The organism is Rhizobium freirei PRF 81, from assembly GCF_000359745.1.
In the GTDB taxonomy this organism is placed as follows: Bacteria; Pseudomonadota; Alphaproteobacteria; order Rhizobiales; family Rhizobiaceae; genus Rhizobium; species Rhizobium freirei.
The window spans coordinates 21704-34729 of record NZ_AQHN01000028.1 but is presented as its reverse complement, the minus strand read 5'-3'; the positions used below and the strand labels follow the sequence as shown (position 1 = coordinate 34729).

General features: G+C 58.9%; 11 protein-coding genes. 5 read left to right on the top strand and 6 right to left on the bottom strand.

The genetic code is table 11. The features are described from left to right. Positions 1 to 183 precede the first annotated feature (183 nt). From RHSP_RS07830 to RHSP_RS07810, 5 genes are all read left to right on the top strand, one after another. A complete protein-coding gene (locus tag RHSP_RS07830) occupies positions 184 to 1236 on the top strand; it encodes a threonine aldolase family protein (protein WP_004112375.1) in 1053 nt (350 codons plus the stop codon). 119 nt (positions 1237 to 1355) lie between these two features. After that, complete coding sequence (lhpI, locus tag RHSP_RS07825) at positions 1356 to 2318, top strand: bifunctional Delta(1)-pyrroline-2-carboxylate/Delta(1)-piperideine-2-carboxylate reductase (RefSeq protein ID WP_037150411.1); 963 nt, start codon at positions 1356 to 1358, stop codon at positions 2316 to 2318. A gap of 471 nt (positions 2319 to 2789) precedes the next feature. Beyond that, complete coding sequence (locus RHSP_RS07820) at positions 2790 to 3386, top strand: TetR/AcrR family transcriptional regulator (RefSeq protein ID WP_004112370.1); 597 nt, start codon at positions 2790 to 2792, stop codon at positions 3384 to 3386. 30 nt (positions 3387 to 3416) lie between these two features. Then, positions 3417 to 4736, top strand: coding sequence for a nucleotide disphospho-sugar-binding domain-containing protein (locus tag RHSP_RS07815; protein ID WP_004112366.1), 1320 nt, complete (start codon positions 3417 to 3419; stop codon positions 4734 to 4736). Between the two features lie 260 nt (positions 4737 to 4996). Then, positions 4997 to 5812: an arylamine N-acetyltransferase family protein gene (locus tag RHSP_RS07810; RefSeq protein ID WP_240535380.1), complete on the top strand. Its 816-nt coding sequence runs from the start codon at positions 4997 to 4999 to the stop codon at positions 5810 to 5812. Between the two features lie 1086 nt (positions 5813 to 6898). On the opposite strand, the gene RHSP_RS07805 is transcribed toward RHSP_RS07810, so the two are convergent. From RHSP_RS07805 to RHSP_RS07780, 6 genes are all read right to left on the bottom strand, one after another. Then, positions 6899 to 7768, bottom strand: coding sequence for a D-psicose 3-epimerase (locus RHSP_RS07805; protein WP_004112361.1), 870 nt, complete (start codon positions 7766 to 7768; stop codon positions 6899 to 6901). Between the two features lie 94 nt (positions 7769 to 7862). Then, positions 7863 to 8510 (bottom strand): nucleoside triphosphate hydrolase, encoded by a 648-nt coding sequence (locus RHSP_RS07800; protein ID WP_004112359.1) that lies wholly within the window; start codon positions 8508 to 8510, stop codon positions 7863 to 7865. A gap of 69 nt (positions 8511 to 8579) precedes the next feature. After that, complete coding sequence (locus tag RHSP_RS07795; RefSeq protein WP_004112357.1) at positions 8580 to 9428, bottom strand: sugar phosphate isomerase/epimerase family protein; 849 nt, start codon at positions 9426 to 9428, stop codon at positions 8580 to 8582. 2 nt (positions 9429 to 9430) lie between these two features. Beyond that, a complete protein-coding gene (locus RHSP_RS07790; RefSeq protein ID WP_004112355.1) occupies positions 9431 to 10426 on the bottom strand; it encodes an ABC transporter permease in 996 nt (331 codons plus the stop codon). Next, on the bottom strand, positions 10423 to 11439 hold the full coding sequence (locus tag RHSP_RS07785; RefSeq protein ID WP_004112353.1) for an ABC transporter permease: 1017 nt from the start codon (positions 11437 to 11439) through the stop codon (positions 10423 to 10425). Before RHSP_RS07785 ends, RHSP_RS07790 begins: the two co-directional genes overlap by 4 nt. Then, positions 11432 to 12922, bottom strand: a complete 1491-nt coding sequence (locus RHSP_RS07780; RefSeq protein ID WP_004112351.1) for a sugar ABC transporter ATP-binding protein — start codon at positions 12920 to 12922, stop codon at positions 11432 to 11434. The genes RHSP_RS07785 and RHSP_RS07780 overlap by 8 nt, the downstream gene beginning before the upstream one ends. Between the last annotated feature and the right edge of the window lie 104 nt (positions 12923 to 13026).

The following is a 13026-nucleotide window of genomic DNA, read 5'->3' as shown; positions in this document are numbered from 1 at the left end:
TATTGCCGAAGAATATTTCGCTTAACACTGACGGACGTTACAGATCCGATGTCAGCTTCCGACCCCGATGCAATTCAGGGTTCGAAGAATCGCGAACGTAAAATCTCAACAGAGCGCCATGAACGTCACCGTTGCTTCCCTGATGCAGAGTGATCGCGGGAAGGCGCCAAGGAGAGGCCTCTTATGTCCGTATCGGCATTCATTGATCTTTACAGCGATACAAAATCAAAACCGACCAAAGGCATGAGAGAGTACATGATGTCCGTCGAAGTCGGCGACGAACAAAAGGACGAAGACAACAATGTGATCGACTTGTGCGCACGCGTCGCCGATATGCTAGGTAAAGAGGCTGCCGTTTTCCTTCCCTCCGGCACGATGTGCAATGAGATCGCTTTGGCGGTTCACTGCCGTCCTGGCGACGAAATCATAGCTCACGAAACCGCACACGTTCTTGTTTCGGAGACCGGCGGTCCTGCCGCGCTGTCCGGCGTCATGGTGCGTGGCGTCAGGGGTCGGAACGGCATCTTCGACGGCACCATGCTAAAGGATGCGATCCGGCCCGAGAGCCGGTATCTACAGCAGTCGCGGCTGGTTGTCGTCGAACAGACCTCCAACTTCGGAGGGGGAACGATTTGGCCACTGGAGACTATAAGCGAGGTTGTTTCGGTTGCACGATCGAATGGCCTCATCCTTCACATGGACGGCGCGCGGCTGCTGAATGCCGTCGTCGCTTCAGGAATCTCCACGAAGGACTATGCAGGTTCCTTCGATACTGCCTGGATCGATCTTAGCAAAGGTCTGGGAGCCCCTGTTGGCGGTGTGCTGGCTGGGTCGCGCGATTTCATCCAACAGGCTTGGCGCCTGAAACAGCGTTGGGGCGGAGCCATGCGGCAGTCCGGATTTCTCGCCGCCGCCGGCATTTATGCACTCGATCATCATGTCGAGCGCCTCGCAGAAGATCATCAGAATGCTTCAATATTGGCACGCGGGCTGTCAGAGCTGCCTGGCATCAAGCTCGCGACGATCAACGTCGAAACAAACATCGTCTTTTTCGACGTCGCCGGGACCGGGCGCTCTCCCGCCGAGATCACCGCTGCTCTGAAGAAAAAAAGCGTCGGAATGGGCGGCGGCGGCCTGTTCGGCCCAACTGCTATGCGCGCTGTAACGCATATCGGGGTAACGCGTGCAGACATTATTGCCGCGCTGGCAGCCATGCGTGAAATCCTAAATGGCTGAGCGCTGACAAGATTTCGGCCCGCCAATGAAGGGGCAAAATGAACCGAGCGCGCCCACCTTTTACGTGGCGCAGCTCTCAAAATGTCTGCGGTGGATTAAAGATAAAAAGAGAGAGACTCATGGCGGATGCGAAACTCACAATTGTAGATGCTGAAACCACCGCCGCCTGTCTGCCTTATCGCGCATTAATCGATGTGCTTAGAGGCGGCTTTAAGACAGGCTGCATCGCGCCCGTTCGGCACCATCATCAGATGCAGAAACACCGCGAGCCTGACGCAACACTCCTTCTAATGCCAGCGTGGTCAAACAGCGAGGATCATGATCAGTTCCTCGGGGTCAAACTCGTGACGGTGGTACCTGGGAACACAGCTCGTGGATTGCCCGGTCTCACATCCACATACGTGCTCTACGATGCGACTACTGGGCAGCAACTGGCCCTGATGGACGGCAATGTCATCACCGCGAGGCGAACCGTAGCTACTTCCGCGTTAGCAGCGCAGATTCTCGCCCGCGACGATGCCAAGTCTCTTCTGGTGATCGGCGCAGGCCGGGTTGCAAGCCAGCTACCTGACGCGTATCGCGCCATCAGACCCATCCACAAGGTAATGGTATGGGATATCGATCCTGTGGCTGCAAGCCGCCTCGCTCATTCACTGAACGAGAGGGGGTTTGCATCTCAAGTCGCGATGGATCTCGAGCAGGCAGCAGCGAGCGCTGATATCATCAGCGCCGCAACGCTTTCGACAACGCCTCTTATCAAGGGAGCCTGGATGCGAAAGGGAACCCACGTCGATCTTATCGGCGGCTTCACGCCGACTATGCGCGAAGCTGATGACGCGACGCTGCTTTCCGCACGCGCTTTTGTCGACACTCTGGAAGCGCTTCACGAGGCAGGCGACCTTGTTCAGCCACTTCAATCCGGGCTCATCTCGGAGGCGCATATCCTGGGAACTCTGACGGACCTTATCAAAGGCCAAGTAACTGGAAGGAGGTCTTCGGATGAGATTACATATTTCAAATCCGTCGGCAGTGCTTTGGCCGACCTTGTAACCGCTCAAATGGTTTATCAGCGCATCACGTGATGAAGCGGGATAGGGGTACCGAGTTGCACAGAGCTCTATTTCGTAAAGATTCTTTTTCTTATCGCCTGAGCGCTTCGGACGCGATGTAAGAGCATGCCTCTTGCTTCCTTCGCACTTTCCGCTGGAGCCTGCACTTCGATTGGGTGTCGATTTCCACCACGCTCCAACCCGTGTCTTCATCTGACGCTGATCCAATCTGGCGCGGGAAACCATCGGGAAATTGGCTATATCAATCTCGGAGCAGGTTCATGGCGAAATGCAAAACTGGGTTAGATCGCACTGCAAATGGACAGACAGGGGCATGCTCGTGCTTCAGATCATCGGAAAACTAGCGGAAGCAACCCACCAGCATGAGATGGCAGATTGAGACATGTCGTTAACCTGAACTCGTTGCCGAAGCGCATCGTCAACCTCTGTTGACATCCCTCAATTTCGCGTTACAGTATGTAACATTAAATTGAGGGCGGCACCATGTCTCCGCGAGGCTATCGCCAGTCGGCGCGCGCCAACGCAGTTCAGGATACCGAGCAGCAGATCGTCGACGCTTTGACCGCACTCCTCGCGGAGCGCTGGTTCGACGAGATCACGCTCGACGACATCGCCGCCACGGCCGGCACCACCCGCCAAACCGTGATACGGCGTTTCGGCAGCAAGACCGGCGTGCTCAGCGCCATGGCAACCCGGATGGATGCCTCGATCCGGGCCCAGCGCTGGAGCGCGCCCGCACAAAGCGTGGCCGACATCGTCACGCTCCTGACGGACGATTATGAACGCACTGGCGACATCCTCGTGCGGACGCTCGGGCAAGAGGCGCGCATTCCCGAGTTTGCCGCCGTTCTCGATCGCGGACGCAAGGGTCATCGCGAGTGGATCGCGGACATGTTCAGCGCCTGGCTCGACAAGCTTGATGACAAGGCTCGCAAGGATCGGCTCGCGCAGTTGTTGGCCCAGACCGATGTTTGGATCTGGCATCTGCTGCGCCGAGCGCAAGGACATTCGGCGGCGGAGACACACCGGCTCATGACACAGGCGATCGAGCGCCTGCTGCGTGAGGATAGGACGCACTGATCCGGTCTCCATTGGGAGAGGACTAAGGCAATGATAAAGACGACAGATGCTGGGCCGCCTCTGCGCATCCTGGCGGTCGGCTGGGAAGGCGGCGGCAACGTGCCGCCGACGCTTGCGGCAGTGCGCGCCCTCGCCGACCGTGGTCACGACGTGCGCCTGATCGCCGACGACACGATGAGAGCGGAGGCGATCGAAGCGGGAGCCCGATTCCTGCCATGGAAGCGCGCCCCGAACCGTCCGGATCGCTCACCCGAAAGCTGCTTCATTCGTGATTGGGAAACCGCCGATCACCTGGCCGGCTTCCAAAGAGGGTGTGAACGGATCTTCGTCGGACCAGCGCAAGCCTATGCCGAGGATATTCTCGAAGCATTGGCAATGGAGCCGTCCGACATCCTTCTCGGCTCGGATCTGCTGTTCGGCAGCATGCTCGCGGGCGAAATTGCGAAGGTTCCAACGGCACTGCTCGCAACCAGCATCTCGCTCTGGCCTCTCCCCGGACATCCGCCATTCGGTCCGGGCTTTCAGCCCGCCCAGTCGGTGGCGGGCAGCGCGCGCGACGCCGAGGTTTCGGCAATGGCCGAGCAAGTATGGGATCACTTTCTGCCTTGCCTTAACGCCGCCCGCGCACATTTCGGCGTCGCGCCGCTGGCCCATGTCCACGAACAGCCCTTGAGCGCCGGCCGTCATCTCCTTGCCACCAGCAGCAGCTTCGATTTCCCCACCGAGCATCTGCCGGACCATGTGCGCTATGTGGGGCCGCTTCTTGAGGCGCCGAGTTGGGCCCGCGAACGCTGGGCAGGCCAGCCTGCGCACAAAACGCAGCCGCTCGTGCTGGTATCGTTCAGCACCACCAATCAAGGGCAGGCCGATGTGCTCCAGCGGGTGATATCCGGTCTGGCTGGCGAGCCGGTCGAGGTCGTCGTCACCCTCGGCAAAGCGCTCGAGGGACTTCGTCTTCAATCGGCGGCGAATGTCACAATTCTTGCCAATGCAGCGCATGACGACCTCCTGAGCAAAGCCCGCGCTGTCGTCACCCACGGCGGGCATGGCACGGTCATGCGATCGCTGTGCCATGGCGTCCCCCTTGTCATTCTCCCGATGGGGCGCGATCAGAACGACAATGCCGCGCGTGTCGACTATCACGGCGCAGGCCTGCGCCTCGATCCTTCAGTCCCCCCGCAAATGGTCGGAGGGGCCGTACGGCGCGTTCTTTCCGAGCCGAGCTTTGCCGAGCGAGCGTTGGCGCTAGGGCGTGCGATCACCGAGGAAGGCCCCGGACCTGCACGCCTGGTAGCAGAAATCGAGGACTTCGTACTAAGGTCAGCCCAAGGAGCCCTGTCCGCCGCGTGAACGACACCCACCGATCGCGGCAGGAACATCGCGACCGGTACTATGTCAAACCACTCTCTCCCTGCCCAACGTCGTTGCCTCCGCATCGGCGAACGGAGAAGCCTTATGTCCATCCGCCCCTAGGCAAGCATCCGGATCACCACTCGAAGGAACCACGACCTTGAAGCGCCTTCTGACAGCATAGCGGCATCGGAAATATCGAAAACGGTCCATCGAAAGGAAACCAAAGGATGACAAACGCCTCTTCAAGCGAAAATGGAATGACCCTGACGTCCGGCCAGCTGGACGCCTATCTGGCAAGGATCGGGATGGACCGACGGGTTTCTCTCGACGTCGACAGCCTGTCGAGACTTCACCGCGCCCATCTCATGGCCTTCACCTGGGAGGCGCTGGATGCCTTCATGGGATGGCCGTCCTCGATCGCCCCGGCCGCCGCCTTCGCCAAGATGGTGGAGGGCAAGCGCGGCGGCTGGTGCTACGAGATGAACGGTCTGTTCGGCGCGGCGCTCACGGCGCTCGGTTTCCACGTGACCCGCCTGTGCGGCGGCGTCAATCGTGAAATGATAGGCGATGTCGCCATCGGCAACCATCTGACTCTCCGTGTCGATCTCGACCAGCCGTACCTCGCCGAAGTCGGCCTGGCGGACGCCATCGTCGAACCCGTACCCCTTGCCGTCGGGCCGATCAGCCAGCGTGGCTTCGATTTTTCGATCTTGCAGACGGACGACGGCTGGCTGCGCTTCAATAACCATGCGAATGGCCTTGCACACAGCTTTGATTTCCGACCCGATCACAGCGACGAGGCTGCCATAGCCGCTACTCTTGGCTGGCTGACGCGGGATCCCGGCTCGCCATTCACAAACGCACTGGCGATCCTGCGGCATACTGCGGATGGCTATGTTGCCCTGAAGAACGATTGCCTGCGCAGCGTGACGGCAAACAGCGTCAGCGAACGGCGCATCACGAGCGCGGACCATCTCGCGGACACGCTCAATGCAACATTCAATCTCGACGTTCCGAAGTCTGGTCAGGTCTGGGAGAAACTCCAGAGGATCGGACGCGACAACGCCACCTGAACAGGCACGCTTGCCAACCCACCAGAGCCAGCCTAAGGCTCAAAGGTCCGGTTGCGGCAGGATCCGTAACGCTGCATTCCGAAACTGCTCCACCTTGTGCACTGCAGCGGACCACGGGATCTCTCTTCGTATCGAAAACGCGAGAGAACCATAATCAAGGCCAAAAGATGTTGCGCTGGTCTGTTGTTGAATCTCGCGAGATTTTGACCGCGATTGCAATTCTGCGCTAATCCGACCGGATGAATCAAACACCTTGAAACGATCGTTAGTTCGAATATGCGGCCGAGTCGTCGGCAAATGCAAACTGGGTTGAATCGTCACGCAAATCAATAATTTTGTTCTTGAGGGGATCAGAACCGACATCTGCCTTGAATAACAAGTAATAACAACTATTAAGGTATCCGTAACGGCCTATTATAGGCTGTGGAACGGTGTCGTTTTCAAAGCTTGGTCGGTGCTCTGCTCTCTGCAACAGCGGTTGTGGGCTCGTCTCAGATCAGCAGTTCCCGCTGGCAGAGCGGTGCGCGCAATAGCCACCCGCCGTCTTTCGCCTTCCGACAGCTCCAACGCATTTATCCATGAGCAAGACCCTTTCGCGGCAAAGTCGCCCTCGTTACCGCACCGCTTCTCTGACGAACTCGCCAGGTCGGCTTCTGTGCCGGCACCGCGACATGTCAGGCTTGCCATTGGTTTCATGCAGGCCAATCTGTCGCAACCGATCTTGATCATCGATGTGGCAGAGACCTGCCATGTCAGCGTGCGCGCCGTTCAAAAGGGTTTCAAAGCCTTCAAAACGACGGAACCCATGGCTTACCTCCAGCATCTCAGGCTGGAAGCAGCTCATAGGGAACAACAGGACGCAATGCCCAGGGTGACGGTTGCGACCAAAGCCACGAAATGGGGCTTACGCATCTCGGTCAATCTACCACCGACGACAAGTTCCGTTGCGGCCACTTGCCGTCGCACACCTCGCGGAAATCGGTTACCAAGGCACCGACCACGGCCGCAGGATTCGGCGGTCCGGCTCTTTGCATCTCCTTCAGGTATAGGGATCGTGATGCACGTCGGTTGAGAGCTTCGGCAAGGTCAACCGCCGAGCACAAATCGAGAAAATGCAAGGGCGTTCCGTGCATCCTCGTCCATTTTTGTTTCGTCCGCGCCATCGGTTAGATCGCGCCACACCCTAATGTCTGACCCGATCGTTCCCCCGGTCTTTACGAACGGTTCCATGACAACGGCGCCCGCGTAACTGATGTCGCGAAGGGCAAGACCGATCTCGTGCCAAGGCATTCTGCCTTTACCCGGGACGCGGCGATTGCTTTCGCCCGTGTGGAAATGTCCAAGCAGTGGGCCGGCTGTACGGATCGCTTCTCCGAAGCTGTCCTCCTCGATGTTCATATGGAAGGTATCGAGCATCACTTTGACATTCGGCTTGCCGACATCCTTCACGAAGGCGACACCCTCGGCGGCGGTGTTGAGAACGTGGTTTTCAAAGCGATTGAGCACTTCGATGCAGAGATTGATACCCAGGTTTCCGGCGAAGTCTGCGATACCATGAATGCCCTCGACCCCGCGCGCCCGATCGCCCTCCTTGTCGACTGGCTTGGAGTAGTCCACCGGCCAATAGGAATGGAGCGCGCCACCAATTGTCTTGATATCGAGCTTTGCGACATTTGTGAGTGTCTGCTCGAAGAATGCCTTTCCCGCCTGGCGCACTGCAATGTCCGGTGACGACAGATTCTTGGTCTTCGACGGGCCGATCCCGGCCGTCAGGATGATGTTGTTATCCTTGGCAGTCCGTCTGATTTCTGCGAGTTCGGCATCGCTGTATTCATTGATGTGATGCGCAGCGACCTCGATGACGTCGAAGCCAAGTTTCGCGACCTTTTCGACATAGGGGCCAAACTTGGCGCTCCACTCATGTTCCCAGTAAGAATAGTAAATCCCGTGTTTCATAGGAGTCTCCAAATTTCAGTTGTAGATCCCGCCGATCATCGTTGGCGGGGTTGACGGTGGACTACCGCGGCGACCTCCGGTCGGCCTGGGCGGATCAGTTGTTCTCGATGTGGAGATCGGGCTCGGCGCTTCCGGCAACGATTGCAAGGCCGTTCGGCAGATCGTTCTCTTCGACCTTCCGGCGAATTTCGGTAGGGTCCAGGCCGTAGCTCCGCCAGCGGTTCTGAAGTCTCTGCCGGAGGTGATCTTCGTCGACGTCAACGAACACCGTGAAGTCGAAAATCTCCTTCAGCTTGTCCCAGGGAGCCTGTCGCGCAAGCAGGTAGTTGCCCTCGCAGACTATGATCTTTGTAGACTGAGGAATGAGATTGCCGCCGGCGCGAGCAATCTCGATCGAGCGGTCGAATACCGGAACGGCAATAATGTCATCCTCATTGGCCTTCAGGCGCTTGAGCATGTGGCGCAAGCCATGCGCATCGAATGTATCGATTGCTCCCTTGTAGAGGCGACGCCCCATCTGCTCCAAGACGGCATCGTCGTAGTGATAGCCGTCCATCGGGAATAGAGCAGCTTCCAGATAGTGATCGTTGTTGATTGCTTCGACGGCGCGCTCTGCGAGCGTCGATTTGCCTGAACCGGGTGCACCCGCAATCGCTATTAGAACTCTCCGACCGCCGTTTTCCGCAAAGCGTTGAACCGCGATCTTCGCTATCTTCTGCGCGTTTTCGTCAATTTTTCTCAATGAGTTCCTCCCATTGCCTCTCCGCATTTTCGGCGGCCAATGCTGTCTAGAAACGCAGCAATCTAGAAATCATGCCAAATGATACTGTGCGGCTTTGTTGCGCAGGAACGAGAGGCCGTTGCCCATGACTTCGTCCTCGTCACGCGCGACGGGGCGCCACGTGGAAATGTCGCCGGCCAGCTCCGGCGGCATGCTGACGAAGCTCTCCAAGGTCAGCGCCCCTTTGAAGCCGATCGCAGACAGAGCGGCGAAAATCGAATCCCAAGGGACGTTTCCTGCTCCAGGCGTTCCGCGGTCGCTTTCGGACAAATGCATGTACTTGAGATGGTCACGCGCAACGAGAATGCCGTTGGCAGCCCCCTTTTCCTCGATGTTCATGTGGAACGTGTCGAGGTGGACGAAAACGTTGTCCATGCCGATACGTTCGACCAGCGCCACGGCTTGCTCGGCCGTGTTAACCAGATGGCTCTCGTACCGGTTCACCGCTTCCACACCGAACTGGATGCCTCGAGCCTTGGCCTGCTTGGCCGCAGCCTCGAGCGCATGGGTAATGTTGTCATATTCTGCCTGGGTCGGCGGGACGCCGGTGCGTTCGTTGGTGCCACCGTAAGTGACGCCCGTAAGCGCCTCGGCTCCCATCAGGGCCGCCTTGTCGATCGCCACCTTCAGGTGCTCAATCGCGGCCTCGGGCCGGACGGATGCCCAGGCGGCCTGCGGTAGCACGAGCGAGCATGCCGCACGCATGCCATGCTTTTCCAGGAGGTCACGCGTATGTCCGGCATCTACCGAGGCGGCGTCTGCGAGCGGAATTTCAATGAATTCCATGTTGTACTTGGCTGCACCGGCGATGGCTCGCTCTGCGCCTGCGCGGTCCCAGTTCATTGTCCACATGCTTGCGTGAATACCGAACCCTTGCACGGTCAACCCTTCTTTCTTTGTGATGCGATGTATGTTGAGACGATGGTTCTTGCCGCCATGACGACGATCATGAGCACACCCCAGAGCGCTGTCGCGAGATGCTGGTTTGCGCCCATGAGATTGAGGCCGGAAGACAGAAGCTGGAGCACGATGAGGGCCATGAACACCGGCAACACGCGGCCAAACCCGCCGAACGGATCGATGCCGCCGAGAAACGCCGCAAGCACCGTGATCAGCAGATAGGACTCACCGTGGCCAACGCGGACCGAATTGAAGCGGGCGAGCATGATAACGCAGGCGACCGCACACATAAGACCCGAAAGCGTATAAACCAGGACCAGGATGCGGCGCGTGTTCAGGCCGGAGTAGCGTGCCGCCTCGATATTTGAACCGACCATCAGCAGCCCGAAGCCGAGTTTGAAGCGCGTCAGCAGAAGCTGCCACAAGCCAACGCAGGCGATGAAGATCAAAAGCGGGATCGGCAATCCCAGGATCGAACCATGCCCGATCGGAGCGATGAAGGAAGGGAACCCGGACACATCGCCGCCGCGGGTGAGAAACTCGCCAAGCCCGCGCAGGAAGATCATCATCGATAGCGTTACAAGAATCGGGTGGGCTCGGGTGTAGGCGATCGCAGCGCCGGTCATGAGGCCCGCGGCGCCGCCCGTCGCCAGCGCGGCAAGAACGCCGAGCAGGAATGCACCCGGCGAGGCATCCGCACCGCCATACGATTGCATGACCCAGGCAGCAGCCAGTCCGGATAGGTTCGCGGTGAACGTCACCGAAAGGTTGATCCCGCCGGTCAGCAGCGGCAGCAACATCGCGAGCGTCAGGAGCCCGAGTTCGGGAAGCTGGAATGCCACCGATCCGAAGGTTGCCGACGAGATGAAGTTGTTGGCAGCAAGTCCGAAGATCACCATCACGACGACGAATGCGATGGCTGGGCCGGTCATGTCCGCGCCGAAGGTAGCATTGAACTTTTGAGCGATGGCTTTCATGAGTGCGAACTCCCCCTTTTGGCATTGCCTTTCGCGAGGAACGGCAGAAGCTTGTCGATCCGCGCGGAAGAGAGCGTGATGGCGATGAGGATGATCGCGCCGACGATCATCTTGAACGCGAAGGGTGAAACACCCATCAGGTTGAGACCATTTTGCGTGATGGAGACCATCAGCACGCCCAGGACGCAGCCGATGACGGATCCCTTTCCACCGCCCAGCCGCGCGCCTCCGAGAACAGTGGCGGCGAGGACGTCAAGCTCTCGTCCATATAGGGCGTTCGGAACCACCTCCTCCGCATAGTGAGCCTGCATCAGCCCGGCGATGCCTGCCATAAGACCAAGCCAGCCAAACGAGATGTAGTGCATGGCGCCGATGTTGATACCAAAGCGGCGTGCACCTTCGGGATTGTCTCCGAAGGCATAGAGCTGGCGGCCGATCGTAGTCCTCGAGATCATGAACCAGGTCGCGAAGCAGCAAAGGATCATCACCACCACGGGAAGCGTGAGTTCAACCCAGGAGCCATCGGCCATCTCGCGCTCAAAGAACACCACGCGCGTTGTCAGCCACTCCGGCAGGTCGTAGATCGACACACCCTTTGTGAAGAACATCAAGAGTCCAAAGAAGATGTTGAAAGTCGAGATCGTCGCTACGATCGAGATGATGCGGAGGCGGTAGACCAAGGCAGCGTTGATCAACCCCAGCCCGATGCCGACGGTTCCCGCGACAATGAAGCCTTCAGCCCAGTTGCCACCACCCAACGCGCCAAGCGCGAGTGCGGTGACGTACTGGACCACCGACGCCGCAACGGCAAATGAGATATCGATCCCGCCAGAGATCAAGACGACTAGAAGCCCGACGGCAAAGATGATGTTGACGGCCGAGACGTTCAGCACATCAAAAGCGTTCGAGATCGTAAGAAATCGATCGGTCGCGAAAGACAGCCCGATGCAAAGCACGATCATGACCGCCAGGAGCGTGAATTCCGTTGTGTGTCCAAGGATCAGCCTACGCATAGACGGCAGACTCCAGTTCGGTGAGCGATAAACGCCGTGGGTCGTAGGTTCCGTGAATCTTGCCCTCGACCATGTGGATGATGCGATCCGCGTTGAAGTAGACCTCCGGCGGTTCGTCGGAGATCAGAATGATCGCCAGGCCCTGAGCGGCGAGCTTGCGCACGATCTCGAAGATGCCTGCGCGTGCACCGACATCGACACCCACGGTCGGAGCGTCAAGGATGAGGATCTTCGGACCGATTGCGAGCCATTTGGCGATTGCGACGCGTTGCTGGTTGCCGCCCGACAGCGTCCGGATGGGGTCGTCGGGCGTACCGATCTTGACGCCGAGCGCCGATATCCAATGGCTGACCACGCTCGCCTTCTTCGCCGGCGAGATCATTCCGCCGGACAGAAGCTTATCGAGCGATGCCATGACTAGGTTGTCAGCGATAGACTGCGGCTGATTGAGACCAAGTGACAGACGGTCTTCCGAGAGATAGGCAACCCCTGCGCGAATGGCATCGCGGTTGGAGTTGAACCTGACGGGCTTGCCCTCGATGGCGATCTCGCCGGCCTGCGGACGATGCATCCCGAAGAGCGTGAGTGCCAATTCGGTCCGGCCTGCGCCGAGAAGTCCGGTAATGCCGAGCGTCTCTCCTCGGCGAAGGTCGAACGAAATGTCCTCGAACTCGTTGGGCCGAGTAAGTCCGCGTACGGAGAGCACGACCTGTGCGCCGTCGTGATCGGTGGCGATGACGGAATTGTCGAAGTTTCTGCCGGTCATCAGTTCGGTTACCCGTGACTGCGTCATACCCTCGACTGGGAAGACGCCAACGAGCGCGCCGTCGCGAAGGACGGTCATACGGTCGGAGATCTCGAGCACCTCCGCAAGACGGTGCGAGACGAAGACCACGGCCACTCCGGACGCGGAAAGGTTACGCACGATGTCGATCAGATAGTCGGTCTCGGATTGCGTCAGCGAAGCGGTCGGCTCGTCCATGAAGACCAGACGCGCTTCGCCGACAAGAGCTCGCGCGATCGCAACGATCTGGCGCTGCGCGATCGGCAGCTCCTTCAATGGAAGATGGATGTCGATGCTGACGCCGAGACGGCGGAGTGCGGTCTCGGCTGCGTCCTCGATAGCGCGTTTGTCGACGAGACCATATTTGCCGTTGACCGCGTATTGAAACCCGATGTTCTCCGCGACAGTCATTTCGCCGAACAGCGCCAGGTCCTGCCAGATCACCTGGATGCCGAGCGATTGCGCCAACGTGGGTGTCATGGCCGAGATCGCCTTGCCATCGAAGAAGAACTCCGCGCCCTCCTGTGGCTTATAGACACCGGTGATGACCTTGATGAGCGTGCTCTTGCCGCAGCCGTTCTCGCCCGCCAGGCAATGGACCTCCCCCGGGTTGACTTCAAACGACACGCCCTTCAGCGCGCGCACGCCGCCGAAGGTCACCTTGATGTTCTTGAGTGAAAGCAGCGGTTCGACGCTCATGGGGCACCCTCCTGTTCAGCCGCTGGATCGCGGCCGGTGCAGGTTTTTCCGATGTTCGTAAAGGGGTGGGTCGCGGGAATTTGTCCGCGACCCACGGCTTGGGT

Bases quoted from the DNA above. Each gene is read 5' to 3' on its own strand.
- RHSP_RS07815 (WP_004112366.1), top strand. From the start codon at position 3,417: ATGATAAAGACGACAGATGCTGGGCCGCCTCTGCGCATCCTGGCGGTC.
- RHSP_RS07785 (WP_004112353.1), bottom strand. From the start codon at position 11,439: ATGCGTAGGCTGATCCTTGGACACACAACGGAATTCACGCTCCTGGCG.
- RHSP_RS07790 (WP_004112355.1), bottom strand. From the start codon at position 10,426: ATGAAAGCCATCGCTCAAAAGTTCAATGCTACCTTCGGCGCGGACATG.
- RHSP_RS07820 (WP_004112370.1), top strand. From the start codon at position 2,790: ATGTCTCCGCGAGGCTATCGCCAGTCGGCGCGCGCCAACGCAGTTCAG.
- RHSP_RS07805 (WP_004112361.1), bottom strand. From the start codon at position 7,768: ATGAAACACGGGATTTACTATTCTTACTGGGAACATGAGTGGAGCGCC.
- RHSP_RS07780 (WP_004112351.1), bottom strand. From the start codon at position 12,922: ATGAGCGTCGAACCGCTGCTTTCACTCAAGAACATCAAGGTGACCTTC.
- lhpI (WP_037150411.1), top strand. From the start codon at position 1,356: ATGGCGGATGCGAAACTCACAATTGTAGATGCTGAAACCACCGCCGCC.
- RHSP_RS07810 (WP_240535380.1), top strand. From the start codon at position 4,997: ATGACCCTGACGTCCGGCCAGCTGGACGCCTATCTGGCAAGGATCGGG.
- RHSP_RS07830 (WP_004112375.1), top strand. From the start codon at position 184: ATGTCCGTATCGGCATTCATTGATCTTTACAGCGATACAAAATCAAAA.